This is a genomic window from Delftia sp. S65 (assembly GCF_016516495.1).
In the GTDB taxonomy this organism is placed as follows: Bacteria; Pseudomonadota; Gammaproteobacteria; order Burkholderiales; family Burkholderiaceae_C; genus Comamonas; species Comamonas acidovorans.
On sequence record NZ_JACVUR010000003.1, the window covers coordinates 299,879 to 324,529 of the forward strand.

A 24,651-nucleotide genomic window follows, 5' to 3' on the forward strand; every position below is an offset into this window, starting at 1 on the left:
GTACCGCAATGACCGATTCCTCCTCCAGCAGCCGGGAAGACGTGCCCGAGGCGTCCAATCGCCTCGGGATCGACGGCATAGAGTTCATCGAGTACACGACCAGCCAGCCTCAGGCCCTGGGCCAGGTGCTGGAGGGGCTGGGTTTTCGCCCCGTGGCGCGGCACCGCTCGCGCGAGGTGACGCTGTACCGGCAGGGGGGCATGAACCTGGTGGTCAATGCGGGCGCTGCCGATGCGCTGGCCAATGCCGCCTCGGACGGGCAGCCCGTCATCTCGGCCGTGGCGCTGCGCGTGCAGGATGCCCTGCAGGCGCATACGCGCTGCATCGAGCTGGGGGCCTGGGCGGCGCCCAGCCAGGCCCAGGCGATGGAGCTGCACATCCCGGCCATCCACGGCCCGGGTGGCAGCCGCTTCTACTTTGTCGATCGATGGCAGGAGTTCTCCATCTATGACATCGATTTCAAGCCCATCGCCGGGGCCGATCCCCATCCGCCGGCGCTGGCCGGCCTGGGCTATTTCGGCGTGGTCCAGTACATAGGGCGTGGCCGCAGCGCCGACTGGATCACCTACTTCGAACGCATGTTCGACTTCCACCTGCTGCCCGACGCGCAGCGCTTCGGCATCCTGCCCAAGGGCAAGCTCATGCGCAGCCCCTGCAAGCGCTTCCTGTGGCAGCTCATCGAGCCCGATCCGGGCCTGGAGTGGGACGACATGCCCGAGCGCCTGCAGCGCATCGGCCTGGGCACCACCGACGTGCCTGGCGCCGTGCAGGCGCTGCGCCAGCGCGGCGTGGAGTTCGTGGAATCGAGCCGCCTGCACCCCGATGACCGCGGCGCGCTCACGCGCAATGCGATGGGCACCGTGGTGTTCGAGCTGGTGCACCGCGACGCCTAGCGCAAAGCCTGGCGCGCCGCCGTCCGATTCAACCGCCGATACACACAACGATCCTGGAGGGCAACATGGGCTTGCTGGACAGCTATGGCATGGACACCATCACTCTGAATGGCTCGCTGGAGGCCAAGCTCGACGCCATCCGGCGCGCGGGCTTCACCCAGGTCATGCTCAGTGCGCGCGACCTGGCCGGCCACCCGGGCGGCGTCAAGGCGGCAGCGGCGGCCGTGCGCGCCAGCGGCCTGCGGCCCACGGGCTTTCAGGTGCTGCGCGACTTCGAGGGCCTGTCCGACCACCTGCACCACTACAAGGTGGACATCGCCAAATCCATGCTGGAGATGTGCGCCGAGATTGGCAGCCCCGTGCTGCTGGCCTGCTCGTCCACCTCGCGCCATGCCACGGGCGATCTCGACGTGATTGCGCGCGACCTGCGCAAGCTGGCCATGCTGGGCATTCCGCTGGGCGTGAAGATCGCCTACGAGGGCCTGTCCTGGGGCCGCTCCGTCAATGAGTTCACCACCAGCTGGGACGTGGTCTGCCGTGCCGACACGTCCAACCTGGGCATCGGGCTGGACTCCTTCCACATCCTGGCCGCCAAGACGCCGCTGGACGCGCTGGAGCTGATCGACCGCGACAAGATCTTCCTGGTGCAGCTGTCCGACTTCATGTGGCACGACGCCCCCACCTTCGAAGAGCGCATGGCCACGGCGCGCACCTTCCGCGTGTTCCCGGGCGAGGGCGTGCACAGCGAGCGCCTGGCCGACCTGGTGCTGCGCCTGGACCGCCTGGGCTACCGGGGTGACTACAGCTTCGAGGTCTTCAACGACGACTACCAGCAACTGCCGCTGGACACCGTGGCCGAGCGTGCGCGCCGCAGCGCCCTGTGGCTCAACGACGACGTGCTGCACCGGCCCGTGCCGCTGCCGGCCTGGGCGCGCACGGGCGTGAGGGGCACGTCGGTTTGACGGCAAAATGGGCCTTCGACATTGCAAGGGAGCGCTGGCCGCTCCCTTGCTTCTTTTCCCTGTGAGAAAACCATGACCAACCTGTCCACACGCCACCTGGGTCCCTTCTCCGTCAGCGCCGTCGGCCTGGGCTGCATGAACCTCAGCCACGCCTATGGCCATCCGCCGTCGCCCGAGCAGGGCAAGGCCGTGCTGCATGCGGCGCTGGATGCCGGTGTCACCCTGTTCGACACGGCGGCGCTGTATGGCTTCGGCGCCAACGAATCCCTGGTCGGCCCCGTGCTCAAGTCCCACCGCAACCACATCACCCTGGCCAGCAAATGCGGCATGGCCGGCGTGCGCGGCGACGACGGCGTGGTGCGCCGCGTGATCGACGGCCACCCCAAGACCCTGCGCCGCAATTGCGAAGACAGCCTGCAGCGCCTGGGCACCGATGTCATCGATCTCTACTACCTGCACCGCTGGGACCGCCGCGTGCCCATCGAGGAATCGGTGGGCGAGATGTCGCGCCTGGTGGAAGAGGGCAAGGTGCGCGCTCTGGGCCTGTCCGAGATCGGCGCCGACGCGCTGCGCCGCGCCCATGCCACCTTCCCCATCGCCGCGCTGCAAAGCGAGTATTCGCTGTGGTCGCGCAATGCCGAGCTGGGCACGCTGCAGGCCTGCAAGGAACTGGGCATTGCCTACGTGGCCTTCAGCCCGCTGGGCCGCGCCTTCCTCACGGGCAAGCTCCAGGAGGTCGAGGGCCTGGTCAAGGGCGATATCCGCGCCGCCATGCCGCGCTTCGCGCCCGAGGCCTATGCGAAGAACCTGCAACTGCTCGCGCCCATGCAGTCCATTGCCGAGCGCGCCGACTGCACGCTGGCCGAGCTGGCCATCGCCTGGGTGCTGCACCAGGGCGAGCATGTGATTGCCCTGCCGGGCACCACCAGCGTGGACCACCTGCACGAAGACCTGCGCGGCGGCGCCGTGCGCCTGGATGCGGCCCTGCTGGCCGAACTGGACGACCTCTTCAAGCCCGAGCGCATCCAGGGCGACCGCTATGCCGTGGCTTCGCAGCGCGAGGTGGACACGGAAAAATACGCGTTCGAGACCGTCTGAACACGCCGCAGGCCGCTCATGGCATGGATGCGGCCAGGTCGAATGGCGCCGTGGGCGTGCCCTGGTGGAAGCGCATCTGCCAGCCCAGGGCCGTGCGCAGCCAGACCGAGGAGCGCAGCGTATGCCGGCCGGCCGTTCCATCCTCGGCCGCGCTGGCCGAGCGGTAGGTCAGCAGCGCGCTGTCCGGTCCCAGGCGCGCCAGCGCAAAGCCGCCTGACACCAGCCGGGCAGGGACCCCTGCTGGCAAGGCGGCCGCCAGGCTGTCCACGGTGGCGGCCCGGTCGTGCACGCCGCCCGAGCGGCCGAATTCCAGGAAGTCTTCATGCAGCAGCGCCTGCAGCTGGCCTGCGTCCGATCGCACCTGCGGATCGTGCAGCTGCGTTTCCAGTGCTTGTAGATGTTGGAGTAGATGGATCTCGTCTTGGCTCATGGCTTGAGTAGTAGGCGGATTAGTGCTGATAGCAACTGTCCGCTGCCATGGTTGATCTGCATTGTGCATGCAGTAGCACGGTCTAAGGAATTTCCGAGGCCTATTCCAATTCCATTTGCGTATTCCATCAGCGTCGGAAAGCCTCCCTGGTTGTTGCGTCATCCTCCGCACGATGCATTAGTTATGGAATTTTTGCAAAGAATAGGACCTGTCTTATATACATTTTGTTAAATAGCGTACTACCGCCTTTTCATGGGGCATTCGTGCTATTAAATGAATGGCAAAAGAAATTATAGTTTCAATAGAAACATATTTTTTATATATATTTGGATGTTAATGATAACTATTCTTATGTAGCATGGGCTTGCCAAATTTCTGGCGATCTTTTAGGAGTTTATGCTGTGATTAAAGAAATTTCTGCGGCAGGTCTAATGCTTCTGGCGGCTCAGGCGCATGCTATTTATAAAAATCAACCGGCAGACCGGCTTATTAACAAGGATTACCCTGTAGAGCAGCTATCAAAGACAGTGCATTCGGATGTAAAGCAGGTTGCGTCTGTCAGCTGTCAAACATGGATGGCATTTCTGCCGGCGTACTTACAAGGAAATGACACTTATGTTGAAATTCATCGCTTGGAAGGATTAGGTCGAGGCTTTCAGTGCAACTAACTTTTGATGTTTGAGGGAGGGGTGAGAGAAATCTCACCCTTGGGCGCATGAAATTTCTTGAAAATATATTCGAATCAAACGCGAATGAAAAAATCTCTGGAAGATTGATTTCCATAAATGGAAATTATGTGGGGCTGATAATACCCTCGTTGGTGTGGGGTGAAAATCCAAATGGGGATTATTCTTTTGTTGGCCCAGCTGGTTTGGTAAATAACGTGAAACCAGAATCCAGTGATTTAATGAAGTCCCTGGTTTCAGTCGGTGCCATAATTTTCGGAGAACACAATGAAGTGCTTTGTGCCGATAGAATTTTGAACGAATCAAGGAGGAGTAGAACGGCGTCTTATGTTATGGCAAATAGCGCAAACTGCGGTGAATTTCTGCAGAAGATGTCGAACATCAAGAATGGTTCGGTATTGGTCGTTGGTTGCGGTGGAATAGGGTCTTTGGTTGCCATGAATCTGGCTGGAGCCGGTATTGGTCATTTGTATTTGGTTGATGACGACCTTGTAGAGAATAGCAACTTAAATAGACAATTATTCTGGACGCTTGAGGATGTTGGAAAAAATAAAGTTGAGGTTCTAGAGAGGGAGATAGGGAAGAGATTTCCTGACGTTGAATGTACGGTGCAATTATCATCTTTATCAAATGGAGCTATTGAAGAGATGGCTGCAGGGTTCTCAGATATTGCGATAACTGCCGATGAGCCACTGGGTATTGGTCGCAATCTGAAAAATGGCTGCGCAGAGAAGGTGGTATCCAGTGGGTATTTTCATGGTTACTCAAGACTGGAGGTGGGGTCCAAAGATCTCTCGCAAGATTTTATTCAATGGCATCGTGGTCCAGAATTCATTGGTCCTAGTTTTGGTCCTTCCAATACCGAAATTGCTGGAATTATGTCGTCTTTCATTATTCAAAGAGTTTGCGGGATTATTAAGAGCCGCAATGATGGTTTTTCCATGCAATGGGATGCTAAGATTTTTCCAAGGAGGTATTGCTAAATGTGCATATTCTGCAAGATCGTGGATGGCATTGCACCAGCCCACAAGATATGGGAAGACGATAAGTACATGGCGATACTCTCCATTTTCCCCAATACCGATGGATTTACCGTGGTATTCCCAAAGATCCATATGCCAAGCTATGCATTTGCACTTGAAGATGCCGAGTTGATAGGATTGACGCTTGCGGCGAGGAAGGTGGCATTGCTCTTGGATCGGGCATTTGACGATGTCGGGCGTACTGGAATGATATTTGAAGGGTACGGAGTCGACCATGTCCATGCCAAGCTATTCCCGATGCATGGAACCAGCAAGACACAACCCTGGCAGAAAATATCATCAAACGTCAAAAAGTTCTTTGATAAATATGAGGGCTATATATCCTCCCACGACCACCAAAGAGCCGATGAAGGGCATTTGAAAAGAATGGCCGAGAAGATTGGCGCAATGGAAAAGACAGATCGCCATGGTGAGAGGGACCAAGTTTGAAGAATGCGGCACTCTTGCGGAATTGTCGGGCCGGCTGCCCCCTGCATTCGATCAAATCAAATCCCGCATCGCCTGCGCCGTCTCGCGCAGCATGGGCAGCACGCGGGCCACGGCGTCCTTGCCGGTTTCGCGGCCCATGGGCATGGTGATGTTGAGGGCGCCGGCCAGCGCGCCGTGGCGGTCGCGCAGCGGCACGGCAATGCCGCGCGAGTCCAGGTTGAGCTGCTGCTCGCACAGCGCCCAGTCCTGGGTGCGGATCAGGGCCAGCTCGCGGCGCATTTCGGCGGGGCAGGTGATGGTGTGCGAGGTGAAGACCGTCAGCGCGCGGTTGTCCAGCCAGTGCTCCAGCTCGGCGTCGCTGCGCATGGACAGCATCAGCATGCCGGCCGCCGTGACCTGAGCCGGCACGCGCGCGCCCAGCACGTAGCCGGTGTTCATGTTGCGGTTGGGGCCGTTGCGCGCGATGTAGACCACTTCGTCGTCGTCCAGCACCGCCAGGTAGGCGGTTTCATGGGTGCCGGCCGCCACGCGCTGCAGGAACGGCTGGACGATGCGCGGCAGCCGCGCCGACTCCAGGTACGACTGCCCCAGCCGCAGCACGCGCGGCGTGAGCCAGAACAGCTTGCCGTCCCCCGCCACGTAGCCCATGTGCTGCAGCGTCAGCAGATAGCGCCGCGCGGCGGTGCGCGTCATGCCCGTGCGCTGGCCGGCCTCGGCGGCCGTCATGCGCGGGTGGGCGTCGTCAAAGGCTTCGATGATCGATACGCCGCGTTCCAGTCCGGCAATCCAGTCGCGCTGGGCGAGGGTGGAAGGTGTTGTCATGGCGAGCTTGAGTTTTCCGTATTAACCCTGGGTGCGTGCGATTATCGAACAGCGCGGTGCGATCAGCGCACATGCCCCTGGAAATTGGCTTGGGCAGATTCATAGGCGGGAACTACATTTTTTACATCCCGCTGGCCTGGCCGCAAGCATCCATCACGTGCCGCAGCGGGGACCTTTTGCCTGGAGGAGACAACACATGAGCGCAACACCGGTACATACGCAGTCAACGCAGCACCAACCCAGGAAGGCCGCAACCAGCGGCTGGATAGGCTCGGCCCTGGAGTACTACGATTTCTTCATCTACGCCACGGCTGCGGCGCTGATCTTTCCGCAGATTTTCTTTCCGCAGGGTGATCCGGCGATTGCCATCATCGCCTCGCTGGCCACCTATGGCGTGGGCTATGTGGCGCGGCCCATCGGCGCCTTCGTGCTGGGCCACCTGGGCGATACGCACGGGCGCAAGCAGGTGCTGGTGTGGTGCATGTTCCTGATGGGCTTTTCCACCATCGCCGTGGGGCTGCTGCCCACCTATGACCAGGTCGGCCTGTGGGCACCGGCGCTGCTGGTGCTGATGCGGCTGATCCAGGGCTTTGCGGTGGCAGGCGAGATCTCGGGCGCCAGCTCGATGATCCTGGAGCATGCCCCGTTCGGGCGGCGCGGCTTTTTCGCCAGCTTCACGCTGCAGGGCGTGCAGGCCGGCCAGATCCTGGCAGCGGCCGTGTTCCTGCCGCTGGCGCACTACATGCCCACCGAGCAGTTCAACAGCTGGGGCTGGCGCATTCCCTTCATCCTGAGCTTCGTCGTCATCATCGCGGGCTGGATCATCCGCCGCGAGGTCAACGAGACCCCGGCCTTCACGGCAGCAGGCCGCAGCGAGGCGCGTCCGCGTTCGCCCGTGGTCGAGGCCTTCCGCCACCATTCGCCCGACATGCTGCGCGTGGTCTGCATGGCGCTGATGAACGTGATCCCCGTGGTGGCCACCATCTTCGGCGCGGCCTATGCGGTGCAGCCCGCCTACGGCATCGGCTTCGCTAAGGACATGTACCTGTGGATTCCCGTGGTGGGCAACATCGTCGCGGTGCTGGTGATCCCCATGGTGGGCAACCTGTCCGACCGCATCGGCCGGCGCCCGCCCATCATCTTCGGCGCGCTGCTGTCGGGGCTGCTGGCCATCGGCTACCTCTACGCCATCAGCACGCGCAACATGCCGCTGGCCTTCGCCATGTCCATCCTGATGTGGGGCGTGGTCTACCAGGGCTACAACGCGGTGTTCCCCAGCTTCTACCCCGAGCTGTTCCCGACGCGCACACGCGTCTCGGCCATGGCCATCTCGCAGAACGTGGGCACGGCCATCACCGCCATGCTGCCTGCGCTGTTCACGGCCGTGGCGCCTCCGGGTTCCCAGAACATCTGGCTGACGGTGGGGCTGATCGCCTTCGGCATCACCGTGGTCGCAGCGCTGGCCGCCTGGAGCGCCCGCGAGACCTACCGCGTGCGCATGGAAGACCTGGGCGAGGCCGGTGCGCAGCCTGTGGACGCCGCCGAGTACGAGCGCCTGCGCACCCAGGCCCTGGCCCAGTCCGGCCGCTGAATTGCACACGCCACATTCCGCCAACCCAAGCATCCGAAAGCCCAGGGAATGATTTCCGGAAAAACCACCCTCATCGCGCACATCGGCGACCCGACCGAAACCTTCAAGTCGCCCATGATCTACAACCCATGGTTCGACGGCCGGGGCATAGACGCCTGCGTCGTGCCCATGGGCGTGAAGGCGGCGCATTTCGCGCCGGACTTCGCGGCCATCATGCGTTTCACCAACCTGCGCGGCGCGCTGATCACCATGCCGCACAAGGTGTCCGTGGTGGACCTGGTGCACGAGGTCACGCCCGCCGTGCACATTGCAGGCGCCTGCAATGCCGTGCTGCGGCGCGAGGATGGCTCGCTGCTGGGCGACCAGTTCGACGGCGCGGGCTTTGTGCGCGGCGTGCTGCGCAAGGGCCGGCAGCTGCAGGGCGCGCGGGTGCTGATTTCCGGCGCGGGTGGCGTAGGGTCGGCGATTGCCGCCTCGCTGGCGGCAGCCGGCGTGGGCGAGCTGATGCTGTTCGACACGCGGGACGAGAGCGCGCAGGCCCTGGCCGGGCGGCTCGCTGCCTACTACCCGAGGATGAAGGTGGGCACGGGCTCCAGGGACCCGCAGGGCTTTGACGTGGTCGTCAACGCCACGCCGCTGGGCATGAAGGCCGATGACCCGCTGCCTTTCGATGTGCAGCGCATTGCGCCCACCACCTTTGTGGGCGAGGTGGTGATGAAGTCCGAGTTCACGCCCCTGCTGCGCGCCGTGCGCGACAAGGGCTGCGACTTCCAGGTGGGCACGGACATGCTGTTCGAGATGATTCCTGCCTACCTCGAATTCTTCGGCTTCGGCAGCGCCACGCCCGACGAGCTGCGCGCCACCGCCCACATCTCCTACTGATCCAGCCGACAGACAACCGGCCCTGAATGCGTCCAGGGCAGGGCGCAGCCACGCCCGAAAAAGCATTTTTCACAGAGAAGGAGACAAGACCATGCAACAGCAAATGCACCAGACACCGCGAGTGCCGCAGCGCGGGGCCCTTCGCATCCTGGCCCTCGCCACCGTGCTGGGCGCCTGGGGCGCGGGTGCCCACGCCCAGTCCTCGGTCACCATCTACGGCAGCGTGGACCAGTACATCAACCACATGCGCAGCAGCTCGGGCGCATCCATGACCACGCTGGAGGACGGTGCCCTGCTGCGCAGCCGCCTGGGCTTTCGCGGGCAGGAAGACCTGGGTGGTGGCCTGTACGCGAAGTTCCAGCTGGAGATGGGCATCAACGCCGACAACGGCACGCAGGCCGACAGCACGCGCGGCTTCGACCGCCAAAGCTGGGTGGGCCTGGGAGGCGGCTGGGGCGAGGTGCGGCTGGGACGGCAGAACACCGTGATCTTCGGGCGCGGCGACTACATCGACTTCACCTCGCGCACCTTGGGATCGATGGTCAACAACTTCGGCGTGCCCTCGCGCTTCGACAACGACATCTCCTACACCTCGCCGCGCATGGCCGGCTTCCTGTTCGAGGCCCACTACGCCATGGCCGAGACCGGTGCTCCAGCGCGCCAGGCCATCTACCAGCTGGGCCTGGACTACCTGAACGGCCCCTACCGCGTGGGCTATGCCGGGCTGTATGCGCGTGCGCCGCAGAACGCGGCCTATACCGACGCGGTCCGCTACGACAACCTCTACGCCAACTACGACTACGGCAAGGGCAAGGTCCAGCTGGCCTTTGTGCGGTCCAACAACAGCACGGCAGGCTCGGCGGGCAACAACACGGGCACGGTGCTGGGCAATGTGGGCGGGCTGGTGGCGGGCACGAATGCCGATGTGCGCCGCTTCTACCGCGTTTGGCAACTGTCGGCCGACTACCGCGTGACGCCGCAACTGCGCGTGGGCGCACTGTGGGGCCGCATACAGGATGGCTCGGACAGCGGGCGCGGCGCATCGGGCGGCGCGGTCGCGGCCTACTACGACCTGTCCAAGCGCACCATGCTCTACGCGGTGGCCGAGCAGTTGAAGAACGACCGCAACGCGGGCTTTAGGCTGGCGGCCTCGGGCGGCATGAAGCCCAACTTCACATCGGCCGACGACGTCAACGGCCGCACCATCAAGGGCGTGCAGCTGGGCGTGCTGCACCGCTTCTGAGGGGGCATGCCATGGCACAGCTGCACCCGCTTCGCATTGCCGTGGCCGGCGCCGGCGCGATCGGCCAGGCGCATATCGCCGCCATCGGGGCCCAGGCGGATTGCCGCCTGTCCGCCATCGTGGACCCGGCGCCCGCAGCCCGGGAGCTTGCCCAAAGGGCCGGAGTGCCGCTGTGGCGCGACCTGGGCGAGCTGATCGCCCATGACCGGCCCGACGCCGTGGTGCTGGCCACGCCCAACCGCCTGCATGCCCCGCAGGCGGCGCAGTGCATGCATGCGCGCCTGCCCATCCTGCTGGAAAAGCCCGTCACCTCCACCGTGGCCGAGGCACAGCGCCTGGCCGCGCTGGCCGAGCGCAGCGGCGCCCGGGTGCTGGTGGGCCACCACCGCGCCCACAGCCCGATCATGGCGCGGGCCGCAGCCCTCATCGCTCAGGGGCGGCTGGGCCGCCTGGTGGCCGTGACCGGCGCGGCCCTGTTCTACAAGCCGGACGCCTATTTCGAGGAAGGCCCCTGGCGCCGCGAGGCCGGTGGTGGCCCCATCCTGCTCAACATGATCCACGAGGTCCACAACCTGCGCATGCTGTGCGGCGACATCGTGGCCGTGCAGGCCTTCGCCTCGCATGCCACGCGCGGTTTTGCCGTGGAAGACACGGTGGCCATCAACCTGCGCTTTGCCAGCGGTGCGCTGGGCAGCTTTGTGCTTTCGGACACGGCCGCCAGCGCGCGCAGCTGGGAGCAGACCTCGCAGGAGAACAAGGCCTATGCCAGCTATGAGGACGAAGACTGCTACCTGGTGGCGGGCACCTTCGGCTCGCTGGCCATACCGAGCATGCGGCTGAAGACCTATGCATCGGCCGGGCAGCGCTCCTGGAATGAGCCCTTCGACCTGGATGTGGCCGCCGTGGAGCGCGAAGACCCGCTGGTGCGCCAGATGGCGCATTTCGCGCAGGTGGCGCGCGGCCTGGCGCAGCCCCTGGTCAGCGTGCACGACGGCCTGCGCAACCTGCAGATCACCGAAGCCATTGCAGAGGCTGCCCGCATGGGCGCCGCCATCGACACCACGGCGTGACCCGGACACCACCGGCGCGCCATCCTCCATCCATGACATCAAGCCACGGAGCCTCCATGAAAAAGATCCTGATGCTGCACGGCATCAACCACAACATGTTCGGCCAGCGCGACCCTGCCCAATACGGCACGGTCACGCTGGCCGAGATCGACGCCTCGCTGCGCAGCCTGGGCAGCCAACTGGGCTGCGAGGTGGACAGCTTCCAGACCAATTGCGAAGGCGCCATGTGCGATCGCATCCACCAGGGCTTTCGGGACGGCGTCGATGGCGTGCTCATCAACGCCGGCGCCTGGACGCACTACAGCTACGGCATCCGCGACGCGCTGGCCATGCTCAACGTGCCCGTGGTGGAGATCCACATGAGCAACATCCATGCGCGCGAGCCCTTCCGCCACCACTCGGTGTTTGCCGACATCGCCCGGGGCCAGATCTGCGGCTTCGGCGCGGACAGCTATCTGCTGGGCCTGCGGGCCGTGCTGTCCGCCGTCGCATAGGATGCATGGCGCGCAACTGGCCATGTATCGTCCTTCGAACTCCCTCGCTCGACGCGCTGCATGCCGTGACCAGGCTTCATTGAGATGAACTTCGCCGTTCCCGGCCCGCGCCGCTCCGTTTCCTTTCTCCTGCTGCTGCCGCTGCTGCTGGCCGCGCAGCCGGTCGCCACCGATGGCTATCTGCCGGCGTTGCCCGAGATCGCGCGCGACCTGGGGTCGGCCAGCAGCAGCCTGACCGTGTTCATGCTGGCCTTCGGTGTCGCCCAGCTGGTGTGCGGGCCGCTGGCAGACCGCTTCGGGCGCCGGCCCGTTCTGCTGGCGGGTTTGGCCTGCTACACGGCAGCGGCGGCCGGCTGTGCGCTGGCGGGCAGCGCGGACGCACTGGTGGCCTGGCGCGCCGTGCAGGGCGCGGCCATGGCGGCCATCCTGGTGTGCGCACGGGCTGCGGTGCGCGACCTGTATCCGGCCCATGAAGGGCCGCGCATCATGGCCCGCGGCCTGATGGGCCTGGGGCTGGTGGCCCTGGTGGCGCCGATTGCCGGTGCATGGGGAGTCCAGGCCACCGGCTGGCGCTGGGTGCTGGTGGCGATGGGCGTCTACTCGCTGGCTTTGCTGGCACTGTGCTGGCGCACTTTCAGCGAGACGCGGCAAGTGCCAGCGGAGTCTGCCCCGGTCATCGCATCCGTACCCGTACCCGTATCCGTATCCGTATCCGTATCCGCTGGCGGTGTGCGCCAGGTGATCGCCGACCCCGGCTTTTGCGCCTGGACGGCACTGGCCGCAGCCACCTACGGCGGCATCTTCTGCTTTTTGCTGCTGTCGCCGATGGTGTACGTCGACCTGTTCGGCCTGTCGCCCGTGCTCTACGGCTGGATTCCAGCGGGCGGCTCGCTGGTCTACATCCTCGGCATCACATGGTGTCGGCGCCTGCTGTCGCGCCACGGGCCGGTGCGCACGGTGCAGCTGGGCGCTACGCTCAGTCTGCTGGGGCCGTGCATCCAGATCGCCGGCTGCGTGCTGGCGCCGGCCTCGCCCTTTCCACTGCTGCTGGGGCACGCGGTGTATGCGCTGGGCCATGGCCTGCACCAGCCTTGCGGCCAGGCGGGCGCGGTGGGTGGCCTGCCGCCGCAGCTGGCCGGGCGGGCCGTGTCGTGTTCGGGCTTCGCGATCATGTGCGTGGCCTTCTGCGCCGGCCAGCTGGCGGCGCAATTTGTCGATCCGACGATGCGCCACGGTGCCTGGCCGATGGTGTTGCCCATGGCGCTGGCGGGCGTTGTGCTGGTCCTCATCGCCTTTGTCTGGCTGCCGTGGCTGTACCGGGTGCCGTCAGCGCAAAGGGTTCAGCCCCGGTCATGACACTGTTCATGCATCCGCGCGGTATTCCCCTCGATGCTTCATGAACCGGTGGTAGGACATGCGCAGGTGCAGCTGCATCACCTGGCGTGCCAGCTCCCCATCCCTGGCACGTATGGCGATCACCAGGTCGCAGTGGTGGTGCAGGCTTTGCACCAGCTCTTCGGGCGTGTAGATGTAGAACGACCGCTTGATGATCGGCATGTCGATCATCGTCGCCAGCATGGTCTTGAGGCGCGGCGAGCCCGATGCCTCGATCAGCGCGTGGTGAAAATCCCGGTTGGCTGACTGCACCTCGCCAATGCCGTCGTGGCCAGCGGCAATGCCGGCCTCCATGCGCTGGTTGCTGGCCTCCAGCTCATCGGCCAGCCCCTCGCCGCCGCGCGTGGCCGCGAGGAACGAGGCGTACGGCTCCAGCAGCATGCGCAGCTGGAAGGTCTCCTCCACATCCCAGTCGCTCCACTCCGACACGCGGATGCCCTGGCCCGCGCCATCGGTGGCCAGGCCATCTTCCACCAGACGGTGCAGCGCATTGCGCACCGGCGTGCGGCTCAGTCCCAGGTCGCGGGCAATGGGCTCCTCCTTGAGCTGTTCGCCGGGTCGATAGTGGCCGCCGATGAGCCGCTGCCGCAGAACCTCGTACGCCTTGTCTTTCACGTTTTGCACTGTGTTTGCACCAGGTGGGTGGGGATGGTGCGCCGATTCTAGGTGACGACGGAGGGGCTCGCTGCGCTGCGCTCCATTCGGAAAAATACAAAACAAGTACAAATATCCGCAGTTCTACGGGAAATCTCTATGAATGGATCGGATGTGCACTCCATAGACTGCGCTCAATGTTTTAAATTTGTACTTTTATGAAGTTCGCAATACTGGGTGGTGGAATGGTCGGCGCCTGCTACATGCAGGCCTTTGTGGAGCAGGGGCACAGCCTGGTGGGCCTGTGCGACCTGCAGCACAACGCTGCGGTGGCCGACGCCGTGCAGGCCGCTGGTGCGCAGGTGCATACCGCGCCCGGTGCCTGGCTGGCCGAGGCCGACGTGGTGGTGAGCGCCGTGTTCGGCACCGTGGCGCGCAGCCTGTTCGAGGCCTGCCTGCCCCATCTGCGCGATGGCGCGGTCTATGTGGACATGACCACGGCCGACCCGCAGGAGATGCGCGAATGCGGCGAGCTGGCCCGGCGCGTCGCCCAGGGCAGGGCGGTGCACTTCGTGGACGTGGCCATCACCGGCGCGGTCAACCTGGGCGGCAGCAAGACGCCGCTGCTCGTGGCCGGTGGCAAGGCCGGTTTTGTACAGGAATTGTTCTTGCCCCTTGGCGGCTTCGTTCGCGTGGTGGGCGGACAGCCGGGCGATGCCGCCGCGCTCAAGCTCCTGCGCAGCATCTACACCAAGGGGACCGAGGCGCTGGCCGTGGAGTGCCTGGTGACGGCCCAGCAGATGGGCCTGCGCGAGCAGCTGCATGCCGTGCTGCAGGACATCGACGAGACACCGCTGCGCACGCTGATGGAGTCCATGGTGCGCACGCACATCCCGCATTCCGCGCGCCGCCGCAACGAGGTGGCCGAGGCCCGGCAGCAGATGGCCCGCAACGGCCTGGCGCCCATCGCCTCGCCCGCCGTCGAGGCGCTGTTCGCCGCCACGGCCCGGGCGCATGCGGTGCAGCCCTTCACCGGCACCTCCACCGACGAGGCCATCGATTGGCTGGGCAGCCACGTGCTCGCCAGCCAAACCTGATCAACGTACCCCTGCGCCAACCGACACCACCAAAGGAGACATCCGCAATGACGACCCCGACCCGACGCCGCCTGGCCCTCGCCGGCCTGCTGGCACTGACCGCTGCCGCCATGGCCCCGGCCCATGCCCAGGGCACCTATCCGCAGCGGCCCATCAGGTTCATCGTGCCCTTTCCGGCCGGTGGCGGCACCGACAACCTCACGCGGCTGGTCGGCACCAAGCTCACCGAGGCCCATGGGTGGGCCATCGTGGTGGAGAACAAGCCCGGTGCCGGTGGCAACCTGGCTCTGGACCAGGTGGCCAAGGCCCCCGCCGACGGCCTGACCCTGGTGATGGCTCAGACCGACAACGTGGTGCTCAACCCGCTGCTGTACTCCAAGCTCACCTACAACCCCGACAAGGACCTGCGCGCCGTGGCCCTGGTCGCAGCCGGCCCGGCCGTGCTCGTGGTGAATGCCGATTCGCCGTACAAGTCCCTGGACGACATCGTCCAGGCGGCGAAGAAGAACCCCGGGCGCCTGAGCTTTGCCACGCCGGGCACCGGCACCATTTCGCACCTCATCAGCGAGGCCTGGCAGAAAAGCTCGAATGTGAAGTTCACCCACGTGCCGTTTCGCGGCATGGCGCAGGCCATGCCCGACCTGCTGGGCGGACGCATCGACATGTACATGGGCTCCGTCCCCACGCTGCTGTCGCACATCCAGTCGGGCAAGGTGCGCGCCATCGGCGTGACCACCGCGAGCCGCTCCAAGCTGCTGCCCGACGTGCCGACCTACACCGAATCCGGCATCAAGGGCGTGGAGCTGGCCAGCGTGTGGGGCGTGATGGCCCCGGCCGGCACCTCCGACGCCATCGTCAGGCAGCTCAACGAAGCCATCAACAAGGTGGTGAACGCACCCGACACGGCCAGGAAGATCGCCGACTCCGGTGCCGAACTCATCACCGGCACACCGCAGGACATGGCCAGGCTCTACGCCAGCGACCGCGCACGCCTGGCACCCATCGTCAAGAGCTCTGGCACCACGCTCGATTGAGCGGCACGGCTTTCATTCCATCCACTCTGAGAACCACACCATGATCGGTCTTCAAATTCTGAAGCGGCAGCGCGCTGTCAGCCTTGATATTGCCAGGCGCTATCTCGACGTGCCTGTTGCCAACGTCAGCGACTGCATGGCCCGCATGACGGCGGGCGGCGCGCGGTTGCGCCCCATGCACGGCGGCGGGCGCATGGCCGGCCCTGCGTTGACCATCAAGACACGCCCGGGCGACAACCTCATGCTCCACAAGGCACTTCAACTGGCCAGCCCAGGTGACGTGATCGTGGTGGATGCGGGGGGCGACCTCACCAACGCACTCATCGGAGAAATCATGGTCGGAGACGCCATGCGTCGCCAGTTGGGCGGCATCGTGATCAATGGCGCGATCCGGGACGCGGCATGGATTCGTGCAGGCAGCTTCCCGGTATTCGCAGCGGGCGTCACGCACCGCGGACCCTACAAGGACGGCCCGGGCGAGATCAATGTGTCTATCGCCATCGATGGCATGGTGATCGAGCCCGGTGACCTCATGATTGGCGACGACGATGGCTTGCTGTGCGTACCGCATGCGCAGGCGCAGGCACTGCTGGATGCGGCACACGGAAAGCAGGTGGTTGAGGCCAGGATGGTGGCCGACATCGCTGCCGGTACCTACAGCGCGCCATGGATAGACGAGACGCTCAAACGTCTGGGGTGCCCGATTCAGCCGTAGCGCCGGCGCGGCATCACCCATACAGCACCCATCCAGTACCCATGGCTCGTCCGCCTCAGGCCTCGGCCAGCGCCTTCAGATGGCTTTCAAGGCCACCCGTGCCGCTGGCCGCGTTCACATGGTCGAAGTAGCCGTACCAGCCGCTGGCCTTGATGCCCGCCAGCAGGGCATCGCGCGCGGCGGTATCGGGAAAGCGCCAGATGCCCAGGAAGCGGTGCGGGCTGGCCTGGTCCAGGCCGCTCTCGGTCTCGGCCAGGGCCAGCACCTGCACGCCCATGGCGGCCAGCCCGCCCATGGCGCTGGCAACCCCCTCCAGAAACTGCTGGCGCTGCGCGGCGGGCACGGCCAGCCAGGCGGGGTTGGGGGAATAGAGCTCGACCAGATAGTGGGACATGGTGTTTCCTGGGGTTGAGGCGCTGTGCGCCAGGTGTGTTGTCGGCATATTGTATGGTGGCTAACCATATATTTTCCTGATGAAACAACTTGGAGGGAAATGCTGCCACCGCCGTCCTGGCGACCGGTCGGCCCTACACTGGCGCATGCACGAATTCAGGGTGATGGTTGTCGGGGGATATGGCTTTTTCGGCAGCCGGCTGGTGCGCCGGCTGGCACGGCAGAAGGCGCTGCACATCGTGGTGGTGGGCCGCTCGGGCGCCAAGGCACAGGCCTTGGTCGATGCGCTTTTGCCCGATGCCCATGCCGGGATGTCCGCCGTGGCGGTGGACGCCATGGACCCGGGGCTGCAGGCCCGGCTCCAGGAGCATGGCATCCATCTCCTCATCCATACCTCAGGCCCTTTCCAGGGGCAGGACCATCGCGTGGCACAGGCCTGCGCCCATGCGGGCGTGCACTACGTGGACCTGGCCGATGGCCGCGACTTCGTCGGCGGCATCACCGCCCTGCAAGCCGCTGCGCTGGCCCGGGGCGTGCTGCTGACCAGCGGGGCCAGTTCCGTCCCCGCACTGTCCACGGCGGTGGCCGATCGGCTGGCAGGCGGGATGGCCTGCGTGGATTCCATCGACATAGGCATCAGCCCCGGCAACCGCACGGAGCGCGGCCTGTCCACGGTGGCCGGCATCCTGAGCTACTGCGGCAAGCGCCTCGCGTCCGCTGGCCCGCAGCCGGTGTTCGGCTGGTCGGGCAGCTGGCGCCACCGCTATCCCGAGCCTGTGGGGGCGCGGCTGCTGTCGCCCTGCGATGTGCCTGATCTGGTACTGCTGGCACCCCGGTATGCGGGCAAGCCTGGCGTGCGTTTTGGCGCGGGGCTGGAGTTGGCATTTCTGCACAGGGGCATGAATGCCATGGCCTGGCTGGCGCGCCTGGGCCTGGTGCGCGACTGGTCGGTGCACGCCGCGTGGCTCAAGCGCGCGGCGGACTGCTTCAAGGACTGGGGCAGCGATGCGGGTGCCATGCATGTGTGCGTGCGTGGGCGGGACGCACAGGGCTTCGTGCAGGAGCGCGTCTGGGTGCTGGTCGCCGGGTCGGGCGACGGCCCCTATGTGCCCACGCTTGCCTCCTCGGCCCTGGCGCGGAAGCTGGCGGCAGGCCAACTGCCCGCCGTGGGCGCCATGCCCTGCATGGGCCTGCTGACCCTGGAGGATTTCGAGCAGGAGGCCCGTGGCCTGGACATCCGCATGAGGGAGATCCATCCATGAGCCGGAGGCTGTCCATGTACGAGCAGGCCATGGGCGAGCGCTTTGCCCGGCTGGACCCCGCCGTGCAGGCCTTCCACCGCCTGACGGGCCGCCATGAGCTCCATGGCTGGGTCCGCACCCAGGCGCCGCAGTCCCTGGCGGCCCGGCTGCTGGCGCTGTGTCTGGGCACGCCGCTGCGCGCCAGCGAGGGGCCCATCCGCTTCGCGCTGCATGCCCAGCCCCAGCGTGAGGTCTGGACCCGCCACTTTCCCGCGCAGACCATGCGTTCCAGCCTGCGCCTGCAGGACGGGCAGATCATCGAATCCCTGGGCGCAGCGCGGCTGAGCTTCGGGTTGGAGGCCGATGGCAATCGGCTGGTGATGCGCCTGCGCAAGTTGCGCTTTCTGGGCATGGCCTGCCCGGCCTGGCTGGAGCCGCGCATCGTGGCCGAGGAGCGCGGCGAGGGGGATCGCCTGCATTTCCACATCGAGGCAGCCGTGCCCTGGGTGGGCGTGGTCGCCAGCTACAGCGGGCATCTGCAATTGCCCACGGTGCGGCAAGACACTTCAGTGCCCAAGGAGGGCGAATCATGATTGTGGTGTTCGACGGCCAATGCCTGCTGTGCAATGGCTGGGTGCAGTTTCTGCTGAGGCACGACAGGCGCGGCAGGTTCCGCTTTGCCTCCATCCAGGGCGAGGCCGGCGGCAGGATGCTGGCCGATGCAGGCCTGCGGGTCGAAGGTCTGCAGACGCTGCTGCTGGTGGATGGGGACCGTTCCTGGCAGCACACGGACGCCATCCTGCGCGTGCTCCATGGCCTGGGCTGGCCCTGGCGGCTGGCATGGGCGGCGTGGCTGATTCCCCGCCCCCTGCGCGATGGGCTGTACCGCTGGCTGGCCCGCAACCGCTACCGCTGGTTTGGCCGCAGCGCGCAGTGCATGGTGCCCGATCCGCAGGTGGCCGCGCGCTTTCTGGACTGAGCGGCTGCGGCCCGCCTGCACGCAGACGTCCACCAATCATTTCTGCTTTGAATATGCGGCAGGCGTGTTTGCGCCAAGCGGAGTCGGCCCTTAGGCTGGCGCGCTTTGCCAGCACCATGTCCAGCCCTACCACAAGCTCCCCTTCCCAATCCGGCGCATTCGCCACTTCCCCCCAACCCGCCACGGCGTTGCACCGTGCCACGCCCGCCACGCTGGCGGCCGTGCTGGAGCAACTGTCCCCGGCCCAGGCCCGATGGGCGCGCGCCGCAGGCTTTGATGCGCAGCCGGGCCGCATCCTGCTGTTGCCCGGCATGCAGAGCGAAGGGCAGGGCGAGTGCACTGTCCTCGCCGGCGTGCTGGTCGGCGTGGACCCGGACCAGCCGCTGTGGCAACTGGCCGGCCTGCCGGCTGCGCTGCCGCCCGGCACCTATTCGCTCGCCGATGCGGATGAGGCTCAGAGGCCGCATCTGCTCCTGGGCTGGGCACTGGGCGCGCTGCCATCGACCCGCCAGGCGCGGCAGTCGGATGCGGCAGCCGCTCCATCACTCGCTCTATCACTCGCTCGGTTGGTGGCAAGCCCCGATGAGCAGGCCGCCGTCGCGCCAATGGCCGCAGCCATTGGCGAGGTGCGGCGGCTGGTCAACCTGCCTGCCAACCAGCTGGGTCCCGAACAGCTGGCCCAGGCCGTGGCCGACCTGGCCGCGCGCCATGGCGCGCGCTACCGGCAATGGGTGGGCGACGAGCTGCCCGCCGCAGGCTTTGCCCTGGTGCACGCCGTGGGTCGGGCGGCGTCCCAGGCGGCCCAGGCGCCGCGCGTGGCCGAGCTGACCTGGGGCGATGCCGCGCTGCCCCATGTGGTGCTCATCGGCAAGGGCGTGTGCTTTGACTCCGGCGGGCTGGACCTCAAGCCCGCCGCAGGCATGCGCTGGATGAAGAAGGACATGGGCGGCGCCGCACACGCCCTGGCCCTGGCCGATCTGCTGATGCAGGCGGGCCTGCCCATCCACCTGAAGCTGCTGGTGCCTGCGGTGGAGAACGCCGTGGGTGCCGGTGCGCTGCGGCCCGGCGACATCATCGAGGCCGGTGAGGGCCGGCGCGTGGAGATCGAGAACACCGATGCCGAAGGCCGGCTCCTGCTGGCCGATGCGCTGCACCACGCCATTCGCAGCGCGCCCACGCCGCCCGCGCTGCTGATCGACCTGGCCACGCTCACGGGCGCTGCGCGCACGGCGCTGGGGCCGGACCTGCCCGCGCTGTTCAGCAACCATGACGGCTGGGCCGATGCGCTGCTGGCCCAGGGCCGCGCGCAGGCCGACCCGCTGTGGCGCCTGCCCCTGTGGGCTCCGTACCGCCGCATGCTCCGTTCCGACCAGGCCGACCTGCTCAACGCCGCCAGCACGCCGCAGGGCGGCGCCATCACGGCTGCGCTGTTCCTGGAGAGCTTTGTGCCGCCCGAGCTGCCCTGGCTGCACCTGGACCTGTTCGCCTGGAATCTGGAGGAGCGCCCCGGCCGGCCCAGGGGCGGCGAGGCCCAAGGCCTGCGCGCGCTGTACGCCCTGCTGTCGCAGCGCTTTGCATCTGCGCGCAGCGCATTTGCATAGGCGCAATCGGGCTTTGCGGCGGGCTGGTGGCTCCACACAATCGGCCGTCTGGTGCAGCCGGCGCGGCACCCGCCGCCGCCTTCCTGCGATCTTGTTCCGGCTGCCAGGACACTTCATGACCCAAAGACGCTTCCTGCCTCGCCTTTCCCTGCTGCGCACCCACTTGCGCACCCTGCGAACTTCCGCACTGCTTCCCGCCCTGGCCGCAGCCTTGCTGTGTGCACCGCCCGCCCAGGCCGAAACCCTGCGCTGGGCGCGCTCCACCGACGCATCCACGCTGGACCCGCATGCGCTGAACAACGGCCCCAACCACAACCTGCTGCACCAGATCTACGAGCCGCTGATCATCCGCACGGCCGATGGCAAGCTGCTGCCCACCCTGGCCACGTCCTGGGCGCTGACTGCCGACCCCTCGGTCTGGGAGTTCAAGCTGCGCAAGGGCGTGAAGTTCCATGACGGCAGCCTGTTCACGGCCGACGACGTGCTGTTCTCGCTGCGCCGTGCGCGCTCGGCCACCTCGGACATGCGCTCGCTGCTGACCTCGATCACCGACGTGACCAAGGTCGATGCCTTCACCGTGCACATCAGGACCAACGGGCCCAACCCGCTGCTGCCGGCCAGCCTCATCAACATCCAGATCCTGAGCGCCGCCTGGGCCAAGGCCCATGGTGCCGAGCAGCCGCAGAACGCGCTGGCCAAGGAAGAGAACTACGCCACGCGCAACGCCAACGGCACGGGGCCCTATGTCATCGCCTCGCGCGAGCAGGACACGCGCACCGTGCTGCGGCAGTTTCCCGGCTACTGGGGCAAGGGGCTGTTCCCGCTGGAAATCGACGAACTGGTCTACCTGCCCATCAAGTCGCAGGCCACGCGCGTGGCGGCGCTGCTGTCGGGCGAGGTGGACTTCGTGCAGGACCTGCCCATCCAGGACATTGCGCGCCTGAGCGCCGACCCGCGCTTTCGCATCAACCAGGCCGCCGAGAACCGCACCATCTTCCTGGGCCTGAACGTGGGCGCCGCCCCGCTGTCGCATTCCGATGTGAAGGACAAGAACCCCCTGGCCGACCTGCGCGTGCGCCAGGCCTTCCAGCTGGCCATCGACCGCCAGGCCATACAGCGCGCCGTGATGCGCGGCCTGTCCGTGCCCACCAACATCATTGCGCCGCCGTTTGTGCACGGCTACGAGAAATCCTTTGGCGCCGTGGGCAAGGCCGACCTTGTCCAGGCCAGGAAGCTGCTGGCCGACGCCGGCTACCCCAACGGCTTCGGCATCACCCTGCATTGCACGAACGACCGCTACCTGAACGACGAGGCCATCTGCCAGGCCATCGCCGGCTTTCTGGGCCGCATCGGCGTGAAGACCGCCGTGTCGTCGCGGCCGCTGGCCATCCAGACGGCGGCCATCAACAACCAGGAGACGGATTTCTACCTCTACGGCTGGGGCGTGCCCACCTATGACTCGGCCTATGTCTTCGACTACCTGGTGCACACGCGCGGCAAGAACGGCCGGGGCAACACCAATGCCACGCGCTACAGCAATGCCGAGCTGGACAGCCAGATCGTCTCCCTGGCCTCCGAGGGCGATGCGCGCAAGCGCGATGCCACCATCCACTCCATCTGGAGCACGGTGCAAAAGGAGTTGATCTACCTGCCGCTGCACGACCAGATCCAGACCTATGCCATGGTGCGCAAGTTCGACATCCCGGTGAATCCGTCGAACACGCCGTACTTCAAGCTGTTCAAGCAGCCCGGTGCGCGCCAGGCTGCGGTGGCCGGCGCGCAGTGATGCCCGCGCATTCATGAGCGCGATTGCGCAATCGCCGCACAGGTCTCAGCAATGCCTGCGGCCATCGCTCCTACGCTTGCACCCTTGTCAATGCAGGAGTGCAGGCGGATATGGACTGGATGGTGTTGGGGCTGCTGGCCGGCCTGGTGTTGGGGGCATATGACTTTCTGACCAAGCTGGCGCTGGGGGAAAAGTCCGTGCTGGAGGTGGTGTTCTGGTGCTCGGCGCTGGGCGCGCTGCTGTGGCTGCCTTTCGTGGCAATGGGCGATTCCTCGTCCGCCGCGCTGGACCTGCGCCAGCAGATGCTGCTGCTGCCCAAGTCGCTGATGATGGTGGCCACCTGGGTGCTGTCGTACTACTCGGTGAAGGCCTTGCCGCTGTCCATCTCTGCGGGCGTGCGTGCCAGCGGGCCGCTGTGGACGGCGCTGGGCGCGGTGCTCCTGCTGTCCGAGCAACTGAGCTGGTGGCAATGGCTGGGGCTGGCGGTGTCCATGGCCTCGTACTACCTGTTCTCCCTGGTCGGCCGGAAGGAGGGCATAGGCTTTGGCCGCAATCTCTGGGTGCTGTGCATGCTGGCGGCCACGCTGCTGTCTTCGGCCAATGCCCTGTACGACAAGCACATTCTGGCCACGCTGCGCATGGACCTGGTTGCCGTCCAGGCCTGGTCTGCGCTGCAGCGCGGCGCCCTGGCCTTGCTGCTGTTGCCCTGGATCTGGCGCGGGCTGGAGCTGCGCAGCCTGCTGGGGCGCAACTGGGCCGTGCCCGCCATTGCGCTGGCCTATGTGCTGGCCGAGTCCATCTACCTGGCCGCCGTGCAGATGGAGGGCGCGCAGATTGCCGTGATCTCGGTGCTGCGCCGCGCCAATCTGGTCATGGTGTTTGCGCTGTCGGCACGGTTCTTTGCCGAACGCCATCTGCGGCCCAAGGCGGCAGCCATGGCGGGCGTGCTGCTGGGCATTGCGCTGACCATGGCGCGCTGAGGATGTGAGGGCGTGAGCGTGCGAACGTGTGAAGCGTGAGCGCGGGTGGCGGGCGGCGGCGCCCGGCTATCCGGCCTCGGCCGCCACCGCACGAATCCAGTCCATGACGGCTGCGCCATGGCGCGAGACCATGGCGCGCTCGGAAGCCAGCAGGAAATAGCTCTGGCTGCAGGGGATGGCCGTGTCCGAGACGCGCACCAGGCTGCGCTCGGCCAGCAGGCGCTGGACCAGGGAGCGGCGGCCCAGCGCAATGCCTTGCAGGTTCAGCGCCGCGTCCAGCATGAAGCCCGTGTCCGAATAGCTGAGCTGGCGCTGGGCTGACGAGATGCGCAGGCCCGCGGCCTGCAGCCAGGGCTCCCAGGGTTGGCGGCTGTGCGAGAGCAGGTTGGCCCGCCGGAACAGCCCGGCCAGATCCAGGCCCTCGAACTGCTCCAGGTAGCGTGGCGCGGCCACGGCAAACCATTCGTCGTCCAGCAGGCGCTCGCAGTGGAATGCCAGAGGTGCCTGAGGCGCCTGGTGTGCAAAGCGGATGGCAATGTCCGCCTCGCCCTGCTGAAGGTTGACGGTGCGCGTGGTCGGATCGATGGCGATGGAAACGTCCGGGTGGCTGCGCTGAAAGGCCGTGAGCGACGGCACCAGCCGCAGCCGTGCGAACGAGGGCAGGGCGCTGATGCGCACCACGTCGCGCCCCTGCACCAGGCTGCCGAAGGTGGTCTCCAGCGCCTGCAGCGGGGCGCGGGTCTGCTGGTGCAGCCAGGCTCCCTCGGCGCTGAGCGTGACCACGCGCGTGGTGCGGTGGAACAGCGGGGTGCCCAGCAGCCTTTCCAATTCGCGGATGCGGTGGCTGACGGCGCTGTCCGAAAGGTTCAGTTCTTCGGCCGCCTGCTTGAAGCTCTGGCTTCGCGCCACGGCATCGAAGGCGGCGATGAGGTGAAGGGGCGGGATGTTGCGCATGGCTGGCCGGCATCGTACTGGAGCCGGGCGCGCCGGTGGCCGGCGCCTTCATCCGTGCTCTCATTTTTTGCAAACAGTGACCCCTGAAAACCGCCCATCTCGGACACGGCGCCCCATTCGCAGCGGACAATCGTCGGGCCAGGAATATGACGGGATTTCGACAGTTCCCGCCGCCTGCTGGCCAGCCAAGGACTACCGCGCATGACAGAAGACCCCCGCCGAGATTCCCCCGCAGATGC

At 65.9% G+C, this 24,651-nt stretch carries 26 protein-coding genes; 21 read left to right on the forward strand and 5 right to left on the reverse strand.

What is annotated here, in order from left to right; translation table 11 throughout:
- The first annotated feature begins 8 nt into the window (after nucleotides 1-8).
- The 3 genes from IAE24_RS04980 (at nucleotide 9) to IAE24_RS04990 (ending at nucleotide 2,953) form a co-directional block, all read left to right on the forward strand.
- The gene (locus IAE24_RS04980) at nucleotides 9-893 is read left to right on the forward strand and encodes a 4-hydroxyphenylpyruvate dioxygenase (protein WP_034395675.1); all 885 of its coding nucleotides are present in this window, start codon (nucleotides 9-11) and stop codon (nucleotides 891-893) included.
- A 65-nt stretch (nucleotides 894-958) separates the two neighbouring features.
- Nucleotides 959-1,855 carry a sugar phosphate isomerase/epimerase family protein gene (locus IAE24_RS04985; RefSeq protein ID WP_065346192.1) on the forward strand — a complete coding sequence of 299 codons (897 nt, stop codon included), beginning with the start codon at nucleotides 959-961 and terminating at the stop codon, nucleotides 1,853-1,855.
- A 72-nt stretch (nucleotides 1,856-1,927) separates the two neighbouring features.
- On the forward strand, nucleotides 1,928-2,953 hold the full coding sequence (locus IAE24_RS04990) for an aldo/keto reductase (protein WP_012206243.1): 1,026 nt from the start codon (nucleotides 1,928-1,930) through the stop codon (nucleotides 2,951-2,953).
- Between the two features lie 16 nt (nucleotides 2,954-2,969).
- On the opposite strand, the gene IAE24_RS04995 is transcribed toward IAE24_RS04990, so the two are convergent.
- The gene (locus IAE24_RS04995; protein WP_199959475.1) at nucleotides 2,970-3,383 is read right to left on the reverse strand and encodes a nuclear transport factor 2 family protein; all 414 of its coding nucleotides are present in this window, start codon (nucleotides 3,381-3,383) and stop codon (nucleotides 2,970-2,972) included.
- Between the two features lie 401 nt (nucleotides 3,384-3,784).
- Here IAE24_RS04995 and IAE24_RS05000 point away from each other — a divergent pair, with 401 nt between their 5' ends.
- From IAE24_RS05000 to IAE24_RS05010, 3 genes are read left to right on the forward strand one after another with little or no spacing between them, the layout of a single operon-like run.
- Nucleotides 3,785-4,051, forward strand: coding sequence for a hypothetical protein (locus IAE24_RS05000; protein ID WP_199959473.1), 267 nt, complete (start codon nucleotides 3,785-3,787; stop codon nucleotides 4,049-4,051).
- Between the two features lie 47 nt (nucleotides 4,052-4,098).
- Complete coding sequence (locus tag IAE24_RS05005) at nucleotides 4,099-5,052, forward strand: HesA/MoeB/ThiF family protein (protein ID WP_199959471.1); 954 nt, start codon at nucleotides 4,099-4,101, stop codon at nucleotides 5,050-5,052.
- A complete protein-coding gene (locus tag IAE24_RS05010) occupies nucleotides 5,053-5,541 on the forward strand; it encodes an HIT family protein (RefSeq protein ID WP_099751509.1) in 489 nt (162 codons plus the stop codon).
- A 51-nt stretch (nucleotides 5,542-5,592) separates the two neighbouring features.
- On the opposite strand, the gene IAE24_RS05015 is transcribed toward IAE24_RS05010, so the two are convergent.
- A complete protein-coding gene (locus IAE24_RS05015; protein ID WP_012206241.1) occupies nucleotides 5,593-6,363 on the reverse strand; it encodes an IclR family transcriptional regulator domain-containing protein in 771 nt (256 codons plus the stop codon).
- Nucleotides 6,364-6,559: 196 nt separating this feature from the next.
- Here IAE24_RS05015 and IAE24_RS05020 point away from each other — a divergent pair, with 196 nt between their 5' ends.
- The 6 genes from IAE24_RS05020 to IAE24_RS05045 all read left to right on the forward strand — a co-directional run bounded on the left by IAE24_RS05020 (nucleotide 6,560) and on the right by IAE24_RS05045 (nucleotide 12,999).
- Nucleotides 6,560-7,954 (forward strand): MFS transporter, encoded by a 1,395-nt coding sequence (locus tag IAE24_RS05020; protein ID WP_099751513.1) that lies wholly within the window; start codon nucleotides 6,560-6,562, stop codon nucleotides 7,952-7,954.
- A 48-nt stretch (nucleotides 7,955-8,002) separates the two neighbouring features.
- A complete protein-coding gene (locus IAE24_RS05025; protein WP_099751514.1) occupies nucleotides 8,003-8,836 on the forward strand; it encodes a shikimate dehydrogenase family protein in 834 nt (277 codons plus the stop codon).
- 91 nt (nucleotides 8,837-8,927) lie between these two features.
- Entirely contained in the window at nucleotides 8,928-10,079 is a 1,152-nt protein-coding gene (locus IAE24_RS05030) for a porin (protein ID WP_192366586.1), read from the forward strand.
- An 11-nt stretch (nucleotides 10,080-10,090) separates the two neighbouring features.
- Nucleotides 10,091-11,149: a Gfo/Idh/MocA family protein gene (locus IAE24_RS05035; protein WP_063325662.1), complete on the forward strand. Its 1,059-nt coding sequence runs from the start codon at nucleotides 10,091-10,093 to the stop codon at nucleotides 11,147-11,149.
- A 56-nt stretch (nucleotides 11,150-11,205) separates the two neighbouring features.
- A complete protein-coding gene (aroQ, locus tag IAE24_RS05040) occupies nucleotides 11,206-11,643 on the forward strand; it encodes a type II 3-dehydroquinate dehydratase (RefSeq protein ID WP_199959467.1) in 438 nt (145 codons plus the stop codon).
- Nucleotides 11,644-11,727: 84 nt separating this feature from the next.
- Nucleotides 11,728-12,999 carry an MFS transporter gene (locus IAE24_RS05045; protein ID WP_199959465.1) on the forward strand — a complete coding sequence of 424 codons (1,272 nt, stop codon included), beginning with the start codon at nucleotides 11,728-11,730 and terminating at the stop codon, nucleotides 12,997-12,999.
- 6 nt (nucleotides 13,000-13,005) lie between these two features.
- Here the strand turns inward: IAE24_RS05045 and IAE24_RS05050 are convergent, their stop codons facing one another.
- The gene (locus IAE24_RS05050; RefSeq protein WP_012206234.1) at nucleotides 13,006-13,662 is read right to left on the reverse strand and encodes a GntR family transcriptional regulator; all 657 of its coding nucleotides are present in this window, start codon (nucleotides 13,660-13,662) and stop codon (nucleotides 13,006-13,008) included.
- Between the two features lie 188 nt (nucleotides 13,663-13,850).
- Between IAE24_RS05050 and IAE24_RS05055 the strand changes: the two genes are divergently transcribed.
- Genes IAE24_RS05055 through IAE24_RS05065 form a run of 3 tightly spaced genes read left to right on the forward strand, consistent with a single transcriptional unit; the run spans nucleotide 13,851 to nucleotide 16,478 of the window.
- Complete coding sequence (locus tag IAE24_RS05055) at nucleotides 13,851-14,729, forward strand: NAD(P)-dependent oxidoreductase (RefSeq protein WP_199959463.1); 879 nt, start codon at nucleotides 13,851-13,853, stop codon at nucleotides 14,727-14,729.
- A 47-nt stretch (nucleotides 14,730-14,776) separates the two neighbouring features.
- Entirely contained in the window at nucleotides 14,777-15,763 is a 987-nt protein-coding gene (locus IAE24_RS05060; protein ID WP_199959462.1) for a Bug family tripartite tricarboxylate transporter substrate binding protein, read from the forward strand.
- Between the two features lie 40 nt (nucleotides 15,764-15,803).
- Nucleotides 15,804-16,478, forward strand: coding sequence for an RraA family protein (locus IAE24_RS05065; RefSeq protein ID WP_199959460.1), 675 nt, complete (start codon nucleotides 15,804-15,806; stop codon nucleotides 16,476-16,478).
- Between the two features lie 55 nt (nucleotides 16,479-16,533).
- Here IAE24_RS05065 and IAE24_RS05070 read toward each other — a convergent pair whose 3' ends face one another.
- Entirely contained in the window at nucleotides 16,534-16,872 is a 339-nt protein-coding gene (locus tag IAE24_RS05070; RefSeq protein WP_199959458.1) for a DUF6616 family protein, read from the reverse strand.
- A gap of 145 nt (nucleotides 16,873-17,017) precedes the next feature.
- Here IAE24_RS05070 and IAE24_RS05075 point away from each other — a divergent pair, with 145 nt between their 5' ends.
- The 6 genes from IAE24_RS05075 (at nucleotide 17,018) to IAE24_RS05100 (ending at nucleotide 23,458) form a co-directional block, all read left to right on the forward strand.
- On the forward strand, nucleotides 17,018-18,133 hold the full coding sequence (locus IAE24_RS05075; RefSeq protein ID WP_199959456.1) for a saccharopine dehydrogenase family protein: 1,116 nt from the start codon (nucleotides 17,018-17,020) through the stop codon (nucleotides 18,131-18,133).
- A complete protein-coding gene (locus IAE24_RS05080) occupies nucleotides 18,130-18,705 on the forward strand; it encodes a DUF4166 domain-containing protein (RefSeq protein ID WP_043821221.1) in 576 nt (191 codons plus the stop codon). The genes IAE24_RS05075 and IAE24_RS05080 overlap by 4 nt, the downstream gene beginning before the upstream one ends.
- Nucleotides 18,702-19,091, forward strand: coding sequence for a thiol-disulfide oxidoreductase DCC family protein (locus tag IAE24_RS05085; RefSeq protein ID WP_013801838.1), 390 nt, complete (start codon nucleotides 18,702-18,704; stop codon nucleotides 19,089-19,091). The genes IAE24_RS05080 and IAE24_RS05085 overlap by 4 nt, the downstream gene beginning before the upstream one ends.
- A gap of 116 nt (nucleotides 19,092-19,207) precedes the next feature.
- Nucleotides 19,208-20,692 carry a leucyl aminopeptidase family protein gene (locus tag IAE24_RS05090; RefSeq protein ID WP_199959448.1) on the forward strand — a complete coding sequence of 495 codons (1,485 nt, stop codon included), beginning with the start codon at nucleotides 19,208-19,210 and terminating at the stop codon, nucleotides 20,690-20,692.
- Between the two features lie 115 nt (nucleotides 20,693-20,807).
- The gene (locus tag IAE24_RS05095; protein WP_013801840.1) at nucleotides 20,808-22,478 is read left to right on the forward strand and encodes an ABC transporter substrate-binding protein; all 1,671 of its coding nucleotides are present in this window, start codon (nucleotides 20,808-20,810) and stop codon (nucleotides 22,476-22,478) included.
- Between the two features lie 110 nt (nucleotides 22,479-22,588).
- Nucleotides 22,589-23,458 carry a DMT family transporter gene (locus IAE24_RS05100; RefSeq protein WP_199959446.1) on the forward strand — a complete coding sequence of 290 codons (870 nt, stop codon included), beginning with the start codon at nucleotides 22,589-22,591 and terminating at the stop codon, nucleotides 23,456-23,458.
- A gap of 66 nt (nucleotides 23,459-23,524) precedes the next feature.
- On the opposite strand, the gene IAE24_RS05105 is transcribed toward IAE24_RS05100, so the two are convergent.
- Nucleotides 23,525-24,412 carry a LysR substrate-binding domain-containing protein gene (locus IAE24_RS05105; protein WP_071956239.1) on the reverse strand — a complete coding sequence of 296 codons (888 nt, stop codon included), beginning with the start codon at nucleotides 24,410-24,412 and terminating at the stop codon, nucleotides 23,525-23,527.
- Nucleotides 24,413-24,651: the final 239 nt, after the last annotated feature.